4 protein-coding genes are annotated in these 20,318 nt (G+C 61.4%); 3 read left to right on the forward strand and 1 reads right to left on the reverse strand.

What is annotated here, in order from left to right; all coding sequences use genetic code 11:
* Positions 1-25: 25 nt before the first annotated feature.
* The gene (locus ACYZTW_RS01590) at positions 26-14,752 is read right to left on the reverse strand and encodes a retention module-containing protein (RefSeq protein WP_462003468.1); all 14,727 of its coding nucleotides are present in this window, start codon (positions 14,750-14,752) and stop codon (positions 26-28) included.
* Positions 14,753-15,112: 360 nt separating this feature from the next.
* On the opposite strand from ACYZTW_RS01590, the gene ACYZTW_RS01595 reads away from it, so the two are divergent.
* The 3 genes from ACYZTW_RS01595 to ACYZTW_RS01605 are packed head-to-tail and all read left to right on the forward strand — an operon-like array spanning position 15,113 to position 20,021.
* On the forward strand, positions 15,113-16,465 hold the full coding sequence (locus ACYZTW_RS01595; protein ID WP_462003469.1) for a TolC family outer membrane protein: 1,353 nt from the start codon (positions 15,113-15,115) through the stop codon (positions 16,463-16,465).
* A 42-nt stretch (positions 16,466-16,507) separates the two neighbouring features.
* Positions 16,508-18,664 (forward strand): type I secretion system permease/ATPase, encoded by a 2,157-nt coding sequence (locus ACYZTW_RS01600; RefSeq protein ID WP_462003470.1) that lies wholly within the window; start codon positions 16,508-16,510, stop codon positions 18,662-18,664.
* Complete coding sequence (locus ACYZTW_RS01605; RefSeq protein ID WP_462003471.1) at positions 18,654-20,021, forward strand: HlyD family type I secretion periplasmic adaptor subunit; 1,368 nt, start codon at positions 18,654-18,656, stop codon at positions 20,019-20,021. The genes ACYZTW_RS01600 and ACYZTW_RS01605 overlap by 11 nt, the downstream gene beginning before the upstream one ends.
* Positions 20,022-20,318: the final 297 nt, after the last annotated feature.

Consider the following 20,318-nt stretch of genomic DNA (forward strand, 5'->3'; position numbering starts at 1 on the left):
ATAAGGGCGGCCGTTTTTCGTTGGATCAGGTGTTGTTGTGATCGATTTTGATGGTCGGGTCACTGCCGGCAATCAACGAGTGAAGGTTGGCGGTGGACCAATTGTTGCCTTCCAGTTTGATCGTCACATCCGGTGCTGTCGCTGCGGCGTCGGCGCCGTTGAACTTGCCGGCGGAGCTGACTTGCAGGGACGAAACGCCATCCACGGTGGTGATCTTCAGGAAGTTGTCGATGGTGCTGCCGGTTTCACCCTGCAGCAGATCGCGCAAGTCGATGCGGTCACCCTCACTGGCCTTGAAGTCCTTGATCACGTCGTTCCCGGTGTCGCCAGCCTTCCAGACGAAGGTGTCGGCACCCGAGCCACCGGTCAGAATATCGTTGCCCTGACCGCCCATCAGCGAGTCGTTTCCGCTACCGCCGAGGAGGATGTCGTTGCCCTTGCCGGCGTCGAGCAGGTCATTGCCACCCTGGCCGAAGAGAATGTCATTGCCGGCACCGCCCAGCAGCGAGTCATTACCGTCATGCGCCCCGGACACATCGAACGCGGTGTAGTGCTCGGTGATGAACTGGTGCACGTTGCTGGTGGTGACTTTGCTGACGTCCACGCCGGTTTGCTGGGCGACGAACGCCTGCATCGCCTGATAACCCTCACCGGCGACGCCGTTGAAGCTCACCAGATCGCCGAACAGGATGTCGTTGCCGTCACCGCCATTGACCGTGTCGGAACCTGGTTGCGTCGCTTCGGTGTGACCGATGATCGAGTTGGCCAAGTTACTCGGATCAATGTTGGTTTGCGGCGTATGGTCCGAGTCGTACGGTCTCAGGTCGGCAAGGGTGACGCCCTTGTTCAGACCAATGGCTTCAACGTTGGACACATTGCTCAGCAGCGCGAAGCTGGAGGTGGAGTTGTCGACGATGGTCTGTGTACTGCCGCTGTCCGTCAGGGACAACTCGTAAGTACCATCGCCCTGCGCGTGAACGGTACCCACGTCACTGGCTTTCCAGTTCTTGGAGCCGTTTAAGGTGTACAGCGTCGCATTCCCGTCACTGTCGATGGTCAGTTTGTGAGTACTGTCGATTGTCGTGGAGAAGGTATCTCCCGGCTTGTAATTGCTGGTTTTCACCACGTCATCGAGCTTCACGTTGCCGTACAGCGTCGGGTTGGTCTGTTCGCCACTCTGGTAGTAGTTCGGCTGGCCGTCGGTGATGAAGTACGTGAGGTTCTTCGCCCCGGTGTTGGCCACGGCGTCAGCGCTCTGGAACCAATTGGCCGTGGTTTTGAATACATCTTCGTAGTTGGTCACACCGCCGGACGACATCGAGTCCAGTACCGATTTGAGCGCGGTCAGGGCGTTCGGATCGTTCAGGTTGACCGACACCGACTTGTTGATCTGGGTGTCGAAGTCCACCAGGAAGATATTCACCGTCCCCGAGTTGCCGCCCAAGCTCTGCTTGAGGGTGTTGAACACCGAGGTCAGCGAGTCCTTGGCTGAGTTGATCGACGACGCGCTCATACTGCCCGAACTGTCGACCATGAACGCAATGTTGTAATTGGTGCCCGGCACCACGGTCAGTCCGCCAATGTCGGCGACCATGATGTCGTTGCCGTCGGTGCCGGTGATGGTGTCGTCTGCCGCCGTGGCGGTGACGGCGTTGTAGATCGTCGGGTAAACCGTGACCGGGATCGTTGCGGTGCTTTGCGCCGAACCGCCGAGCGATTCGGTGGAGGTCGAGGTCACGGTCAGGTTGAACTGGCCGTTGTAGTACGGCGGCGGGGTGACGGTCAGGGTGCCGAGGTTCCAGCCCGTGACGTTGGCTTCACCAGAGGTCGCGCTGGCGGTGAAGGCGTGACCCGCTCCGTCGGTGAGCACCGAGCCCGCCGGGATGCCGCTGATTTTCACGCTCAGGCTTTCGGAGCCGTCGATGTCAGTCAGGGCCGTCTTGATCGCGGACAGGTGAATGCTGGTCCCTTCCGCGGCTTCATTGAGTTTGTAGCCTTCGTAGTAGCCTTCGCCGCTGGTGCCGTGCAAATCGGACACTGTCACACCGGAAGCGGCGAGATCCGCCACGCCGGTATACAGCGGCACGCCGGCGCTGCTCAGGTCGACCGCGGCACTGCCGTTGACCGATAGGTTGACGTCATAGCTGCCCGGGCCGCTCTGGTTGTGGTGATAGATGTCCAGGGTGTAGTAACCGCTGGTGGTCGGGGTGAACGATCCGTTCAGGCTGCCGCCCGCGCCCCACGTCGTGGCCGCCACGTTTTTACCGCCGATGGTCACCAGCAGGCTGTCGTCACCGGTGCCGCTGAAGGTGTAAGTCTTGCCGGCTTCGAGGTAGATCAGCCCGGAGGTTTTCGACGCCGTGCCAGCCGCGACGCTGCCGTCTGAATGCACGTCGGTCACCGTGCCACTGGAGTTCGGTTTGCCCGCGCCGTCGATGACGCTTTTCAGGGTGCCGGTGGCTGCGCCGCTGCCATCGGTGCCGAGCGGCAGGCCGGTCCAGACTTCCTTGATCAGGCCTGTGGATTTGACGCTGTTGTCTGCAACGCTCAGGGACGGGGCGTCGGCCACTGGTGTGATGTCGATTTTGATCGTGCCGGTGTTGCCCAGCAGTGAGCCGTCGGTTGGCTGGAATTGGATCTGTGCGTAGTCGGCCTTGATGTTTCCCAGACCGGGGTTGTAGCCGTTGCTGCCGGATTCGTTGGTATCCGGCAGGAAGCGCAACTTGCCAGCGTCGATATCAGCCTTGGTGAACGTCTGGTTGTTCGCTACATCGGTCCAGGTCTTGCCGTCAGTGGCCAGGAACTGCAATTTGCCTTCACCCGGCAGCTGGGTGATTTTCACGCCCAGGTTAGCGGCGGCGCTGTCGACATCACTGACGCCGAAGGTCGACCAACCGAGGGTCAGCGGCGTGTCTTCGGTACCGGTAACGTTAACCGGTGCGGCGGTCGGTGCGTCGTTTACGCCGACCACGTTGACGGTGGTGGTCGCGGTGTTGGAGTAGTTACTGCCATCGGTCACCGTCACGGTGATGATCCGCGGCACGCTGCTCGGGTCATCACTGCTGTTGGTGAAGCTGATGTTCTTGATCTGTTGCATGTAGTCGGCCAGCGTCGCGTTGCCGGACAACGTCAGTGTGACCGAGCCATCCTTGCTGTCGGCATTGATGGTGATGCCGTTGACGCTGTTGCCCAGGTTCAGCGCGTCGCCCGGCTGACGGTTGGTCAGCACGATGGTCGCGCCGGTCAGCAGGGTGCTGTCCGGGTCGGTGATTTTCAGATCGGTGTCGCCGATCGATACGCCCTGGCCGGTGGTGCCTTCGGTGAAGGTCACGTTGTAGTTGGCTCCCGTGGCGCCGCTGGAGTTGTTGGCGTCCAGGTCGAGGACCGGTGGCGCATCGTTGTCGATGATCGAGGTGCTGACGCTGCCGTTGGAAGCGCTGATCGCCAGGTTCTCGAAGTTGCCGCCGGTGGCCGAGTCGATCTTGACCACGAAGTTTTCAGTGCGTTCGGTAATCCTGTCGTCCAGGGTCGCGACGTTGAAGCTCGCGCTGCTACCGCCCGCCGGGATCTTCACGGTGTACACGCCGGTGAAGTCCGAACCGTCGGCGGCGGTGCCGCTGTAGACGATTTTCAGGGTGACTTCAGTCTGCGCCGGGTGAGTCAGGTTGACGGTGTAGCTGGCTGTCTGGCCTTCGGTTACCGAGGTGCTGCCGGTGATGCTGACTTCGGTCTTGTCGAAGGTATCAGTGACGCTGGTCACTGCTGGAGCCGTGCTCGGCACCAGGTTCTCGAAGTTGCCGCCGGTAGCGGTGGTGATCGTGGTGCTGACTTTGCCGGCGTCGATGTAGGCATCGTCTTTTGGCGCATCGACGGTTGCGGTGCCGGTGGTTTTACCGGCGTCGATGGTGATCACGGCGCCGTTGCTCAACGTCACGGTCACGGGTGTGCCGGCAGCGTGGGTCAACGTCGCGGTGTAGAGGATCGAGCCGCCTTCAGCGACCGAGTTGCTGGCGCTGAGCGACAGGTTGGTCGTGTCGACAGTGTCGGTCACGGTGGTGCTGACCGGCGTTTTGTCGGCCACCAGGTTTTCGTAGTTACCGCCGCTGACGTTGGTGATCGAGTTGGTCAGTGGCGCATGACCGGTCAACGCGTCGTTGGGTGCGAGGGTGGTCACGGTGCCGATGGTTTTACCGACTTCGATGGTGATCGTTTGGCCGTTGGCCAACGACACCGTCACTGGCGAACCGGTTACCGGCGCACCGACGGTGGCGGTGTAGGTGACGGTGCCACCTTCAGCCGCCGACTCGGTGGCTTTCAGGGTCACGGTCGACGTGTCGATGGTGTCGGTGACCTTGGTCACTGCCGGAACCGTGCTCGGCACCAGGTTCTCGAAGTTGCCGCCGGTAGCGGTGCTGATCGTGGCGCTGACTTTGCCGGCGTCGATGTAGGCATCGTCTTTCGGCGCATCGACGGTCGCGGTGCCAGTGGTTTTACCGGCGTCGATGGTGATCACGGCGCCGTTGCTCAACGTCACGGTCACGGGTGTGCCAGCGGCGTTGGTCAGGGTGGCGGTGTAAACGATCGAACCGCCTTCAGCGACGGAGTTGGTCGCACTCAGAGTCAGGTTGGTCGTGTCGGTGGTGTCAGTCACGGTGGTGCTGACCGGCGTTTTGTCGGCGACCAGGTTTTCGTAGTTGCCGCCGCTGACGTTGGTGATCGAGTTGGTCAGTGGCGCATGACCGGTCAACGCGTCGTTGGGTGCGAGGGTGGTCACGGTGCCGATGGTTTTGCCGACTTCGATGGTGATCGTTTGGCCGTTGGCCAACGACACCGTCACTGGCGAACCGGTTACCGGCGCGCCGACGGTGGCGGTGTAGGTGACGGTGCCACCTTCAGCTGCCGACTCGGTGGCTTTCAGGGTTACGGTCGAAGTATCGATGGTGTCAGTGACGCTGGTCACTGCTGGAGCCGTGCTCGGCACCAGGTTCTCGAAGTTGCCACCGCTGGCTGTGCTGATCGTGGCGCTGACTTTGCCGGCGTCGATGTAGGCATCGTCTTTCGGCGCATCGACGGTGACGGAACCGCTGGTGGCATTGGCGGCGATGGTGATCACGGCGCCATTGCTCAACGTCACGGTCACGGGTGTGCCAGCGGCGTTGGTCAGGGTGGCGGTGTAAACGATTGAACCACCTTCGGCCACCGAGTTGCTCGCACTCAGCGTCAGATTGGTCGTGTCGGCGGTGTCGGTCACGGTGGTGCTGACCGGGGTTTTGTCGGCGACCAGGTTTTCGTAGTTGCCGCCGCTGACGTTGGTGATCGAGTTGGTCAGCGGAGTGTGACCGGTCAACGCGTCGTTCGGTGCGAGGGTGGTTACGGTGCCGGTGGTTTTGCCGACTTCGATGGTGATGGTCTGGCCGTTGGCCAACGACACCGTCACTGGCGAACCGGTTACCGGCGCGCCGACGGTGGCGGTGTAGGTGACGGTGCCACCTTCAGCTGCCGACTCGGTGGCTTTCAGGGTTACGGTCGAAGTATCGATGGTGTCAGTGACGCTGGTCACTGCTGGAGCCGTGCTCGGCACCAGGTTCTCGAAGTTGCCACCGGTGGCTGTGTTGATCGTGGCGCTGACTTTGCCAGCGTCGATGTAGGCATCGTCTTTCGGTGCGTCAACGCTGACCTGGCCGGACACCGCATCCTTGAGGATGGTGATGGTCGCGCCGTTACTCAGTTTTACCGTCATGTCGCTGCCGGCGGCATGGGACAAGGTCGCGGTGTAGACGATCTGGCCACCTTCCTGGACCGAGCCGCTAGCGCTCAAGGTCAGGCTGGTAGTGTCAGCAGTGTCGGTGACTTTGGTGACGACGGCCGAGCGATCGGTGTCCAGTTTTTCGAAGTTGCCGCCAGTGCTGTCCGCGATCGCTGCACTGACGGGCGTCGCGCCGGTGTAGATGTCATTTGGCACGATATACGGCGCCGAACCGCTGGACTCGCCGGCCTTGATGTTGATCACCAAGCCGTTGTTCAGGGTCACGGTCATGGCCGTGTCGGCCGGGTGGCTAAGCGTGGCGGTGTAGACGATCTGGCCACCTTCGCCGACGGTGTTCACATCGGCACTGAGCTTCAGCGTGGTGGTGTCGGTGGTGTCATTGACGGTGGTGGTGTGGGTGGTTTGGCTGACGTCGAGCTTCTCGAAGTTGCCGCCGTCGGTGCTGGCGATGCCAACGGTGATCTTGCTGCCGTCCTTGTAGACGTCATCGGCCGGTGCAGGAACGGTAATGGAGCCCGACTTGTCGCCGGCCTTGATCACCACGCTCTCGCCATTGGTCAGTTTGACGGTCATGTCAGTGCCGGCGGCGTTGCTGAGGTTGACGGTGTAAGTGATCGTGCCGCCCTCGACCACGTAGTCGCTGGCGGTCATGGTCACTTTGGTGGTGTCCACGGTATCGCTGACAGCGGTGTCCGCCGGTTTGCCGTCGACGGCCAGCTTTTCGAAGTTACCGCCCTTGGCGTCGTCAATCTTCACACTCAAGGAGCCGCCGCCAGCCAAGGCGTCGTTCGGTGCGATGAAGTTAATGCTGGCGCTGCTGGCGCCAACCGGAATGGTGATGGTCTGACCGTTGGACAAGGTCACAACGACTGGCGAATCGGTCACTGGCGCGGTGACGGACGCGGTGTAAACCACGGTGCCGCCTTCGGCAACAGCGGGCGTTGCCGTCAGACTGACCGTCGACGTGTTGAGGGTGTCAGTCACCTCGGTCACCGCAGCCGCCGGGTTGGTGGCCAGGTTTTCGAAGTTGCCGCCGCTGGCCTCCTTGATGGTCGCTTCGACTTTGCCGGCGTCTTTGTAGACGTCGTCTTTCGGCGCGGCGACGGTGACGGATCCGCTGGTGGCGTTGGCGGCGATGGTAATGACTGCGCCGTTGCTCAGGGTGACGGTCACCGGCGTGCCGGCAGCGTTGGTCAGGGTGGCGGTGTAAACGATCGAACCGCCTTCAGCCACCGAATCAGTCGCGCTCAGACTCAGGGTGGTGGTGTCAGCCTTATCAGAAACCGAGGTGTCCGCCGACTTGCTGTTAACTTCCAGCTTCTCGTAGTTACCGCCCTTGGCATCATCAATCTTGACGCTTAAGGAGCCGCCGCCAGCCAAGGCATCGTTCGGCGCGATGAAGTTCACGCTGGCGCTGCTGGCGCCAACCGGAATGGTGATGGTCTGGCCGTTGGACAGGGTCACAACCACCGGCGAACCGGTCACTGGCGCGGTGACGGACGCGGTGTAAACCACGGTCCCGCCTTCAGCCACAGTGCTGTTGGCCATCAGGCTGACCGTCGACGTGTTGATTGTGTCAGTCACCTCGGTCACTGCCGGGACAGGGCTCGGGACCAGGTTTTCGAAGTTGCCGCCGCTGGCCTCCTTGATGGTTGCTTCGACTTTGCCGGCGTCTTTGTAGACGTCGTCTTTCGGTGCGGCCACGCTGACATGGCCGGACACCGCATCCTTGAGGATGGTGATGGTCGCGCCGTTGCTCAGCTTCACGGTCATGTTGCTGCCGGCGGCCTGGGACAGGGTCGCGGTGTAGACGATCTGGCCGCCTTCCTGCACCGAGCCGCTAGCGCTCAAGGTCAGGCTGGTAGTGTCAGCAGTGTCGGTGACTTTGGTGACGACGGCCGAGTGATCAGTGTCCAGTTTTTCGAAGTTACCGCCGGTGGTTTCCTTGATCGAGGTAAGGACGTCCGCTGCGCCGGTGTAGACGTTATTCGGTACGGTGAAAGGCGCAGAGCCGCTGGACTCGCCAGCCTTGATGTTGATCACCAGACCATTGTTCAGGGTCACGGTCATCGCCGTGTCCGCTGGGTGGTTCAGGGTCGCGGTGTAGGTGATCTGACCACCTTCGCCGACGGTGCCCAAGTCTGCGCTGAGCTTCAGCGTGGTGGTGTCGATCGTATCTTTGACGGTGGTGGTGTGCTCGGTTTTGTTGACGTCGAGCTTCTCGAAGTCGCCGCCACTGGTGCTGTCGATGCGGACAGTGATTTTGCTGCCGTCCTTGTAGACATCATCGGCCGGTGCAGGAATGGTAATGGAGCCCGACTTGTCGCCGGCCTTGATCACGATGCTTTCGCCGTTGCTCAACTTGACCGTCATGTCGGTGCCGGCCGCATTCGTCAGGTTGGCGGTGTAGGTGATGTTGCCACCTTCAAGCACCTGACCGCTGGCGGTCATGGTCACTTTGGTGGTGTCCAGGGTGTCGTTGATGGCGGTCGAGGTCGGGGTCTTGTCGGCGACCAGGTTCTCGTAGTTGCCGCCGGTCACATCCTTGATGGCGTTGGTCAGCGGCTCGTGGCCGACCAGTGCATCGTTCGGGGCTTTTACGGTGATCGAGGCCGTGCTTTCACCGACCGGGATGGTGATTTTTTCACCGTTGGCCAGGGTCACGACCACGTCCTTGCCGGTGACCTTCGAGGTCACGGAAGCGGTGTACACCACGTTGCCGCCTTCGGCTGCAGTGGGCGTTGCCTTCAGGCTGACCGTCGACGTATTGAGGGTGTCAGTCACCTCGGTGACTGCCGCCGCCGGGCTGGTGACCAGGTTTTCGAAATTGCCGCCGCTGGCGCCTTTGATGGTCGCTTCGACTTTGCCCGCGTCTTTATAGACGTCATCGGCAGGTGCCTTGACGGTGACAGAACCGCTGGTAGCGTTAGCGGCGATGGTGATCACCGCGCCGTTGCTCAAGGTGACGGTCACTGGCGTGCCGGCAGCGTGGGTCAGGTTCGCGGTGTAAACGATCGAACCGCCTTCAGCGACCGAATCAGTCGCGCTGAGGCTGAGGGTGGTGGTATCGGCAGAGTCAGTCACCGAGGTGTCCGCCGACTTGCTGTTAACTTCCAGCTTCTCGTAATTGCCGCCCTTGGCGTCGTCGATCTTGACGCTCAGGGAGCCGCCGCCAGCCAAGGCGTCATTCGGTGCAGTGAAGTTCACGCTGGCGCTGCTGGCGCCAACCGGAATGGTGATGGTCTGACCGTTGGACAACGTCACCACGACTGGCGAATCGGTCACTGGCGCGGTGACGGATGCGGTGTAAACCACGGTGCCGCCTTCGGCAACGGCGGGCGTTGCCGTCAGACTGACTGTCGAAGTATCGAGGGTGTCAGTCACCGCAGTGACCGCAGCCGCCGGGCTGGTGACCAGGTTTTCGAAATTGCCGCCGCTGGCGTCCTTGATGGTCGCTTCAACTTTGCCGGCGTCTTTGTAGACGTCATCGGCAGGTGCCTTGACGGTCACGGAACCGCTGGTAGCGTTGGCGGCGATGGTGATGACCGCGCCATTGCTCAGGGTGACGGTCACTGGCGTGCCGGCAGCGTGGGTCAGGTTCGCGGTGTAAACGATCGAACCACCTTCAGCGACCGAATTTGTAGCCGTCAGGCTAACCGTCGTGGTGTCGGCCGTATCGGTAATCGAGGTGTCCGCAGGCTTGCCGTTAACTTCCAGCTTCTCGTAATTGCCGCCCTTGGCGTCGTCGATTTTGACACTCAGCGAACCGCCACCCGCGAGGGCATCGTTCGGCGCGGTGAAGTTCACGCTGGCGCTGCTGGCACCAACCGGAATGGTGATGGTCTGGCCGTTGGACAACGTCACCACGACTGGCGAATCGGTCACTGGCGCGGTGACGGATGCGGTGTAAACCACGGTGCCGCCTTCGGCAACGGCGGGCGTTGCCGTCAGACTGACTGTCGAAGTATCGAGGGTGTCAGTCACCGCAGTGACCGCAGCCGCCGGGCTGGTGACCAGGTTTTCGAAATTGCCGCCGCTGGCGTCCTTGATGGTCGCTTCAACTTTGCCGGCGTCTTTGTAGACGTCATCGGCAGGTGCCTTGACGGTCACGGAGCCGCTGGTAGCGTTGGCGGCGATGGTGATCACTGCGCCGTTCGACAGGTTCACGGTGACCGGTGTGCCGGCCGCGTGAGTCAGCGTCGCGGTGTAGACAATCGAACCGCCTTCAGCGACCGAATCCGTAGCGCTCAGGCTCAGGGTGGTGGTGTCTTTGACGTCGGTTACCGACGTGACTGCCGGGGTTTTATTCGCCACCAGGTTTTCGTAGTTGCCACCGGTGGTGCCGTCGATTTTCACGCTCAGCGAACCGCCGCCAGCCAGTGCGTCGTTCGGTGCGGTGAATTTCACGCTGGCGCTGCTGGCGCCAACCGGAATGGTGATGGTCTGGCCGTTGGACAAGGTCACGACAACCGGCGAACCGGTCACTGGCGCGTTGACCGAAGCGGTGTACACCATGGTGCCGCCTTCCGCCACAGTGCTGTTGGCCGTCAGACTGACTGTCGATGTATTGAGGGTGTCGGTCACGTCGGTAACCGCTGGCGTCTTGTCGGCCACCAGGTTCTCGAAGTTGCCGCCGGCAGTCTTGGTGATGCTGGCTTCGACTTTGCCGGCGTCTTTGTAGACGTCATCCTTCGGTGCGGCGAAGTTCACCGAACCGGTGGTGGCGCCCTTGGCAATGTGGATCACCGCGCCGTTGTTCAACGTCACGGTCATCGCGGTGCCGGCGGCATTGGTCAGGGTCGCGGTGTAGACAATTGAACCGCCCTCGGCGACCGAGCCGGTGGCGCTCAGGCTCAGGCTGGTGGTGTCTGCCGAATCGGTGACGGTGGTAACCGCTGGCGAATGGTCGGTGACGACTTTTTCGAAGTTGCCGCCGCTCTGGCTGGCAATTGTTGCCTGGACTTTGCCGCCGTCGATGTACGGGGTGTTGGCCGGTGCGGCGAAGTTGACCGAACCGGTGGTGGCGCCGGCGGCGATGTTGATCACGGCGCCGTTGCTCAACTTCACGGTCATGGCCGTGTCTGTCGGGTTGCTCAGGGTGGCGGTGTAGGTGATCTGGCCACCTTCGCTGACGGTATGGCTGGCCGACAGGGACAGGGACGTGGTGTCGACCGTGTCTTTGACGGTGGTGGTCACTGACGCTTTGCTGATGTCGAGTTTTTCGAAGTTGCCACCGCTGGCATCCGTCATCGTCACAGTGAGTTTGCCGGTGTCTTTGTAGACGTCATCGCTTGGCGCCGCGATGGTCACCGAACCGGTGGTTTTGCCGGCTTCGATGGTGATGGTCTCGCCGTTGCTCAGCTTGACGGTCACCGGCGATTGCGCGGCGTTGGTGAGGGTCGCGGTGTAGGTGATGTGCGAACCTTCGAGTACCGACTTTTCAGCGCTGAGGGTCAGGTGTGTGGTGTTGGTGGTGTCCGCCACGTTGGTCACGGCCGGGGTCGGGCTGGTGACCAGGTTTTCAAAGTTGCCGCCAGCGGCGTCCTTGATGGTGACTTCCAGTTTGCCGGCGTCCTTGTAGACGTCGTCTTTCGGCGCATCGACTTTCACGGTGCCGGTGGTTTTACCGGCATCGATGGTGATGGTCGCGCCGTTGCTCAACGTCACGGTCACCGGGGTGCCGGCCGCATGAGTCAGGGTGGCGGTGTAGGTGATCTGGCCACCTTCTTTGACGTTGCCAGTGGCGCTCAGCGACAGGGTGGTGGTGTCGACGGTGTCGGTCACGCTGGTGCTGACCGGGGTTTTATCGGCGATCAGGTTTTCGTAGTTGCCGCCGCTGACTTTGGTGATCGAGTTGGTCACCGGCGCGTGGCCGCTGAGCACATCGTTCGAGACCACGGCATTGACCGTGCCGCTGCTTTTGCCAACGCCAATGGTGATGGTCTGACCGTTGGACAAGGTCACAACCACCGGAGAACCGGTGACCGGTGCGCCGACAGAGGCGGTGTAAACCACGGTGCCGCCCTCGGCGACGCTGCTGGTGGCGGTGAGGGTGACGGTAGAGGTGTCGAGGGTATCGGTGACGGTGGTGACGGCCGCAGCCGGATCTTTGACCAGGTGTTCAAAGTTGCCGCCGGTAGCGGTGGTGATTGTGGCGCTAACTTTGCCGGCGTCGATGTAAGCATCGTCTTTCGGGGCGGCGACGGTGACGGAGCCGCTGGTAGCGTCGGCAGCAATGGTGATCACCGCGCCGTTGCTCAACGTCACGGTCACTGGTGTGCCGGCCGCGTGGGTCAGGTTCGCGGTGTAAACGATGGAGCCGCCTTCAGCCACCGACTCAGTCGCGCTGAGGCTAACAGTCGTGGTGTCGGCAGTGTCAGTCACCGAGGTGTCCGCCGACTTGCTGTCGACTTCCAGCTTCTCATAGTTGCCGCCCTTCGCCTCATCAATCTTGACGCTCAACGAACCGCCACCCGCGAGGGCATCGTTCGGCGCGGTGAAGTTCACGCTGGCGCTGCTGGCGCCGACCGGAATGGTGATGGTCTGGCCGTTGGACAAGGTCACCACAACCGCCGAACCGGTCACTGGCGCGGTGACGGACGCGGTGTAAACCACGGTGCCGCCTTCGGCCACAGAGCCGTTGGCTGTCAGGCTGACCGTCGAAGTGTTGATTGTGTCGGTCACCTCGGTCACTGCCGGGGCAGTGCTCGGGACCAGGTTCTCGAAGTTGCCGCCGGTCGCGGTGGTGATCGTGGTGCTGACCTTGCCGGCGTCGATGTAGGCATCGTCTTTCGGCGCATCGACGGTGATGGAACCGCTGGTGGCGTTGGCCGCGATGGTGATCACTGCGCCGTTCGAAAGGGTCACGGTGACTGGCGTGCCGGCCGGATTGGTCAGGGTCGCGGTGTACAGAATCTGACCGCCCTCGGCCACTTCGGTGGACGCCGACAAGCTCAGGCCGGTGTCATCCTTGGAGTCGGTGATAGTGGTCAGGGCCGGCTCGGTGCTCGGGGTCAGCTGCTCGAAATTACCGCCAGTGGTCCCGGTGATGGTGGTACTGACGGTGCTGCCGTTGTTGTAGACGTCATTGGCTACGGTGTCGACGGTCACGCTGCCGGTGGTCTTGCCCGCTTCGATGGTGATGACCGAGCCATTGCTCAAGGTCACGGTCATCGGCGTGCCGGCCGGGTTGGTCAAAGTGGCGGTGTAAGTGATCTGACCGCCTTCGACGACGGTGCCGGTGGCGGTGAGGCTCAGGCCAGTGTTGTCTTTCGAGTCGGTAATGGTGGTCAGCGCCGGTACGGTGCTCGGAATCAGTTGTTCGAAATTACCGCCAGTGGTCCCGGTGATGGAGGTGCTGACGGTGCTGCCATTGTTGTAGACGTCATTGGCCGCGGTATCGACGGTCACGCTGCCGGTGGTCTTGCCCGCTTCGATGGTGATGACCGAGCCATTGCTCAAGGTCACGGTCATCGGCGTGCCGGCCGGGTTGGTCAAAGTGGCGGTGTAAGTGATCTGACCGCCTTCGACGACGGTGCCGGTGGCAGTGAGGCTCAGGCCGGTATTGTCGGCCGAATCGGTAATGGTGGTGACCGCTGGTGTGGTGCTCGGCACCAGGTTCTCGAAGTTGCCGCCGGTGGCGCCAGTGATCGTGGTGCTGACGGTGCTGCCGTTGTTGTAGACGTCATTGGCCGGGGTGTCGACGTTCACGGAACCGGTGGTTTTGCCGGCTTCGATGGTGATGGTCGAGCCGTTGGACAGGGTGACAGTGACGGGCGTTTGAGCCGGGTTGGTCAGGGTCGCGGTGTAGGTGATCTGGCCGCCTTCGGTGACTGTAGATCCCGCCGTCAGTGTGACCGTGGTGGTGTCCGGCGAGTCGGTAATGGTGGTCACGGCCGGAGCCGGGTTTGGTACCAGGCTCTCGAAGTTGCCGCCAGTGGCACCGGTAATGGTGGTGGTGACCGTGCTGCCGTTGTTATAGACATCGTTGGCTGGTGTCGGCACGTTCACGCTGCCGGTCGTGTTGCCGGCGTCGATGGTGATGGTCGAGCCGTTGGACAACGTGATGGTGACCGGCGTCTGGGCCGGGTTGGTCAATGTCGCGGTGTAGGTGATCTGGCCGCCTTCGGTAACGTTGGCGCCAGCGGTCAAGGTGACTGTGGTGGTATCGACAGTATCGGTGACCTGGGTCACGGCCGGGGTCGTCGACGGAGTAACGATGATGCCGCTGCCGCCCGTGGTGCCGGTGACGGTCACGTTGATCTGGGTAGGGTCGTTATAGACGGTGTCGATTGGCGCGAGCGGGACGTTGACGGTACCGGTCAACTGGCCAGCCTGGATCACAATCACCGAACCATTGGACAGGGTGATGGTCAGGTCGGTCAGCGGAGCCTGGGTCAACGTGGCGGTGTAAACCAGCACGCCACCGGCCTCGGTGATGGTCGGCGTGGCGCTCAGGCTCAGGGTCGATTCGCGCTGCACGTTGGCGCTGGTGTCGGCAGTCTGGCCGCCGATGGTGTTCTGTGCTGCCAACGCGGCAGTGCCGATGCCCGCAGTCGGGAAACCAATGGTCGGGTCCACCCGGCCAGCAGTTGCATCCAGCATCACGAAGCTGTGACCGCCACCTGCCGCGCCGCCTGTGCCGGCCGCCGTCGGGCCGGCTGCGGTGGCCTCAAGATCGGTGGTCGGGTCGGCACCGGCAGCGATGGCTTGCTGCAGCTCTTCAACCGATGGCGCGGCTTGTGCAGTGGCTTGTGCAAGGTCAGTGCTGGAATCCGGATCGCTGCCGCTCCACTGAGTGTCGCGGCCCAGGTCCAGGGTCCGGCCGTCAGCCAGTTCGAGCGTGACAGCACCTGCCGCACCGGTGTCTACCTGATCGCCGACAAACAACCGATCGCCTTCAACGAGTACGCGGCGGACGCCCTCTGGGGACACCGCGAAAACCTGACCGACAATGCTTTTGACGATGGCCACAACACTGCTCATTGAAGACTCTCCGGGTGTCACATTCAGTTGACGTCCATGGACCTGAGAGCGGTTGATCGCGCTCAGTCTGGATGTACTTTCAAACGATTCGAGGCACAACTTTGACGCGTCTAATCGTCAATAAATTGGCTATAATTTTTGGTTATAAACTTTATGCCAAACTATTGACCTTGAGGCCGTCATCCTAAACACTCGCCTTCGTAATGTCACATTGATATTTCGGTGTCGACCTGCCCCGCAGAGTGTGACGCAGTTCCAAAATTCAACTTTCCGACAAGCGGTCATTCCGGTTGTCATCATCCGATGCAGCGGCACGTTCTGCAGTGATTCAAGACAAGCAATTCCGGGAAAATTCCAATCATGCGTTTGCACCTGCTCAGGGCTTTACCCTTCGTCCTTGCCGCCAGTTTTGTTCAGGCGCAGTCCCTTCCGGAGGCCATGCAACAGGCACTGGATGTCCATCCGGAAATCCAGGCAGGGGTTAACAGTCGATTGGCCGCGGATTATCAATTAAAGGCAGCAAAAGGTGGATACCTCCCACGGGTCGATCTGCTGGGCGGTTATGGGCGAGAAGGCACCGACAACGTCACCACGCGTGCGGCCGGCAACAACAATCACTGGGAAACCCTGAATCGCAGCGAGTCGAGCGTGCGGTTGTCGCAAATGGTATTTGACGGTTTTGCGACCTCCAGTGAAGTGGGGCGTCAACAAGCCACTGTTAATTCCCGCGCTTACTCCTTGCTGGGCACGTCCGAACGCACCGCGCTCACCGTCGCTCAGGTGTATCTCGACGTACTGACCCGCCGCGAATTCGTACGCCTGGCAACCGAGAACCTGAAGAGCCACGAACGGATTTTCGACCAGATCAAACTGCGCACCCAGCGTGGCGTGGGCAGCGGCGCCGACCTCGATCAGGCCGAAGCGCGCATGGCTCAGGCCCGCAACAACCTGATCACCGAGCAGACCAACCTGGCGGACGCCGAGACCAACTTCCTCAGCGCCGTCGGCCAGATGCCCGATCAGTTGGAGCGTCCTTCCGATTTCATGGCGCTGTTGCCGGCCAACCTGAATGAAGCCCGGGCGCAGATGCTGGAAAACAGCCCGATCCTGCGTTCCGCCGAGTCTGACATTGCCGCTGCCGAGGAACAGTACGCGGCGGCCAAGTCGTCCTTCTACCCGCGCTTCGATGCCGAATTGGGTCGCACCGCCGATAACGATCTCGACGGCCAGAATGGTCACAGCAACGAATGGCAGGCCATGTTGCGCATGCGCTTCAATCTGTATGCCGGCGGCAGCAATAAGGCTGATCTGGAATCCAAGTCCTACCTGTCCACCCAGGCACTGGATATTCGCAACAACGCCTTGCGCGTATTGAACGAAGAACTGGGCCTGGCCTGGAATGCCTTGAACAACGCCAATGCCCAAGTGCCGATCGCCCAGCAATATGTCGATCACAGCACCAGCGTGCGCACCGCGTACCAGAAGCAGTTCAGTCTGGGCGAGCGCACCTTGCTCGACCTGCTCGACAGTGAAAACGAGCTGTTCTCGGCGTCTCGTCGCCTGGCGGAGATCAAGAACATTCAGTTATTTACTCAGTACCGAATCAAGGCGACCATGGGCGAGTTGCTCAAGAGCCAGGGAGTGGTCGCACCGTTGGCATCCGTTGTGCAAAACGACGTGAAGCCCAAGGTTCAACTCCCCGGGATGAATTGAGCAGAACCTTCATTGTTCAATTGTTAGCCAAGAGTGCCGAGCGTGGAATCAGAAGTCAGTCGAGTTCAACTCATTCATGATCCACGCGCGCTGCACGACGATCCGCTACTGGACGGTTTGCTGGCTCTTTGCACCCTGCATCAGAAACCGGCCAGCGCCGCGATGTTGACCACCGGCCTGCCGTTGCCCAAGCAGCGCCTGAGCGTTGAATTGCTGCCCCGCGCGGCGGCTCGCGCCGGCCTGCAAGGGCGGGTGCTGGTACGCAAACTGGAGCAGATCCCGGCGATTGCCATGCCGGCGCTGTTGCTGCTCAAGGATGGTCGCAGTGCCGTCCTGCTCGGCTGGCAAGGTGACGACCAGGCGCGCCTGCTGCTCAGCGAAAGCGATGGCGGCGAAAGTGTCGTCAGCCGCGAACTGCTGGCCGATGACTACATCGGCAAAGTGTTCTTCGCTCAACCCCAGCACAAATTCGACGTCAATCACGGCACGCTGATCCCGCGCGCGCGCTCGTGGTTCCGCGACACCCTCAAGCGTTCGCGCTGGCTGTATGCCGATGCCATCGCCGCCAGTTTCCTGATCAACATCATTGCCATGGCCGCGCCGCTGTTCGTGATGAACGTCTACGACCGCGTCGTGCCGAACCAGGCCGAATCGACCCTGTGGGTGTTGGCCATCGGCATCACCGGGGCTTACCTGTTCGATCTGATCCTCAAGAGCCTGCGCAGCCTCTGCCTGGACCTGGCCGGGAAGAAAACCGACCTGATCATCTCGGCCACGTTGTTCGAGCGCATCGTCGGTATGGCCATGAAGTACCGCCCGGCGCGGGTCGGTAGCTTCGCCCAGAACATCCATGAGTTTCAGAGCCTGCGGGACTTCCTCGCTTCGCTGACCCTCACCAGCCTGATCGACCTGCCGTTTACGCTGCTGATCTTCATGGTCATCGCGATTCTCGGCGGGCATCTGGTGTGGATTCCGGTGCTGGCGTTCCCGATTGCCCTGCTGATCGGTTATGCCTTGCAGAAGCCGCTGGTGGCGACCATGGAGCGGACCATGGCGCTGGGCGCCGAGCGGCAGTCGAGCCTGATCGAAACCCTCGCCGGCCTCGATGCAGTGAAGGTCAACAACGCCGAAAGCGAGCGCCAATATCAGTGGGAGCAGACCATCGGCACCCTCAGCCGCCTCGAGCTGCGGGTGAAAATGCTCTCCGGTCTGGCGATGAACATCACCTTGCTGATCCAGCAACTGGCCGGCGTGATCATGATCGTCTTCGGCGTGTACCAGATCATCGACGGCCACCTGAGCATGGGCGGTTTGATCGCCTGCTACATGCTCAGCGGTCGCGCGCTCAGCCCGCTGGCCTCGCTGTCTGGCCTGCTGACGCGTTACCAGCAAGCGCGGGTGACCATGACCTCGGTCGATCAGATGATGGAGCTGCCGCAAGAGCGCAATTTCGAAGAGCGTCCACTGAGCCGCAAGGTGCTGCAAGGCGCCATCGAATGCCGGCAGATGAACTTCACCTACCCGAACCAACAGAACGCGGCGCTGAAGAACATCAACCTGATCATCAAACCTGGCGAGAAGATCGGCATCATCGGGCGCAGCGGCTCGGGGAAAAGCTCCCTGGCCAAACTGCTCGTCGGCCTCTACCAGCCGGACGACGGCGCCCTGTTGGTGGATGGCGTCGATATCCGTCAGATCGACGTCAGCGAATTGCGCCACAACATTGGCTACGTGGCGCAGGACATCCAGCTGCTGGCCGGCACCCTGCGCGACAACCTCGTATCGGGCGCGCGCTATGTCGAAGACGAAATGGTGCTGCAAGCGGCCGAGTTGGCCGGCGTCCACGAATTCGCCCGTCTGCACCCGCAGGGTTATGAGCTGCAAGTCGGCGAGCGTGGGCAGAACCTGTCTGGCGGTCAGCGCCAGAACGTCGCCCTGGCCCGTGCATTGCTGCTCAACCCGCCGATCCTGCTGCTCGACGAACCGACCAGCGCCATGGACAACACCGGTGAAGAACGCCTCAAGCAACGCCTCGCAGCGGTGGTTGAAGGCAAAACCGTGGTGCTGGTGACGCACCGGGCTTCGCTGCTGTCGCTGGTGGATCGTCTGATCGTCATCGACCGCGGGCAGGTACTCGCCGACGGCCCGAAAGCCGCGGTGATGGAAGCGTTGAAGAAGGGGCAGATCAGTGTTGCTTAAGTCGGGTTTCAAGAATTCGATCGGCCGTTATTTCAAAGGCTCCGAGTCGCTGCATGGCCAACCACTTCCCGAGGTCAACAAAGCGCTGATCGAAGACGCCCCACGTGTGGTGCGGCTGACCATCTGGGCGATCATCGGCTTCTTCGTGTTCCTGATGTTCTGGGCCAACTTCGCCGTGATAGACGAAGTCACCAAGGGCGACGGCAAAGCCATTCCGTCGTCCAAGATCCAGAAAATCCAGAACCTCGAGGGTGGTATCGTCTCCGAGTTGTACGTGACCGAAGGGCAGATCGTCGAGGCCGGCGCGCCGCTGATTCGCCTGGACGACACGCGATTCGCCTCCAACGTCGGCGAAACCGAAGCCGATCGGCTGTCGATGCTGCTGCGCGTGGAGCGCTTGAGTGCTGAGGTCGATGACCGTCCGCTGAACTTCCCCGCTGACGTGCTGAAAGCCGTACCCGGTCAGGCGGCCAGCGAAGAGTCGCTGTACATCAGCCGTCGTCAGCAACTTCACGATGAAATTGGTGGTTTGCAGGAGCAGTTGATCCAGCGTCAGCAAGAGCTGCGCGAGTTCACCTCCAAACAGTCGCAGTACCGGAACGGTCTCGCGTTGCAACGCCAGGAAATCAACATGTCCGAGCCGTTGGTGGCCCAGGGCGCGGTATCGCCGGTGGAGGTTTTGCGACTCAAGCGTGCCGAGGTCGAAACCCGTGGGCAACTGGACGCCACCACGCTGGCGATCCCTCGCGCCGAATCGGCGATCAAGGAAGTGCAGCGCAAGATCGACGAGACTCGCGGCAAATTCCGCAGTGAAGCACTGACTCAACTCAATGAAGCACGCACTGATCTGAACAAGGCCCAGGCCACCGGCAAGGCGCTGGAAGACCGGGTCAGCCGGACGCTGGTGACATCGCCGGTGCGCGGCATCGTCAACAAGTTGCTGGTGAATACCATTGGCGGCGTGATTCAGCCGGGCAGCGACCTGGTGGAAATCGTGCCGCTGGACGACACCTTGCTGGTGGAAGCGAAGATTCGCCCGCAAGACATTGCGTTCTTGCATCCGGGGCAAGAAGCGACGGTGAAGTTCACGGCGTACGACTACACCATTTATGGTGGGCTCAAAGCCAAGCTTGAGCAGATCGGTGCCGACACCATCACCGACGAAGACAAAAAGACGACTTACTACATCATCAAACTGCGCACTGATCGCAGCCACCTGGGGACGGATGAAAAGCCGCTGCTGATCATCCCGGGGATGGTGGCTTCGGTGGACATCATCACGGGCAAGAAGACCATTCTCAGCTACCTGCTCAAGCCGATTATTCGGGCGCGCGCCGAGGCACTGCACGAACGCTAAGAAGCTAAACCTGTGGCGAGGGAGCTTGCTCCCGCTGGGGCGCGAAGCGGCCCCCTCTTTACCCCAAAAAAGGGGACTGCTACGCAGTCCAGCGGGAGCAAGCTCCCTCGCCACAGGGGACTCATCGCCTGTTCTGCCATATCGTTATTCGCTAACGGTATTTAAATTTCAGTTCTTATATCTATAAAGTCAATCTCCTGCGTACCTGCCGACCAATCGGCGCGCCGCACGACACGAACCAACACGGGACCTCCGTGAGTTTCTTGATCGACGCGCGCGCCTTTGAGCGTGCCGTGC

The organism is Pseudomonas sp. LB3P25 (assembly GCF_054897985.1).

Excerpts from the sequence above, each read along its gene's own strand:
- ACYZTW_RS01590 (WP_462003468.1), bottom strand. The coding sequence starts at position 14,752 with ATGAGCAGTGTTGTGGCCATCGTCAAAAGCATTGTCGGTCAGGTTTTC.
- ACYZTW_RS01595 (WP_462003469.1), top strand. The coding sequence starts at position 15,113 with ATGCGTTTGCACCTGCTCAGGGCTTTACCCTTCGTCCTTGCCGCCAGT.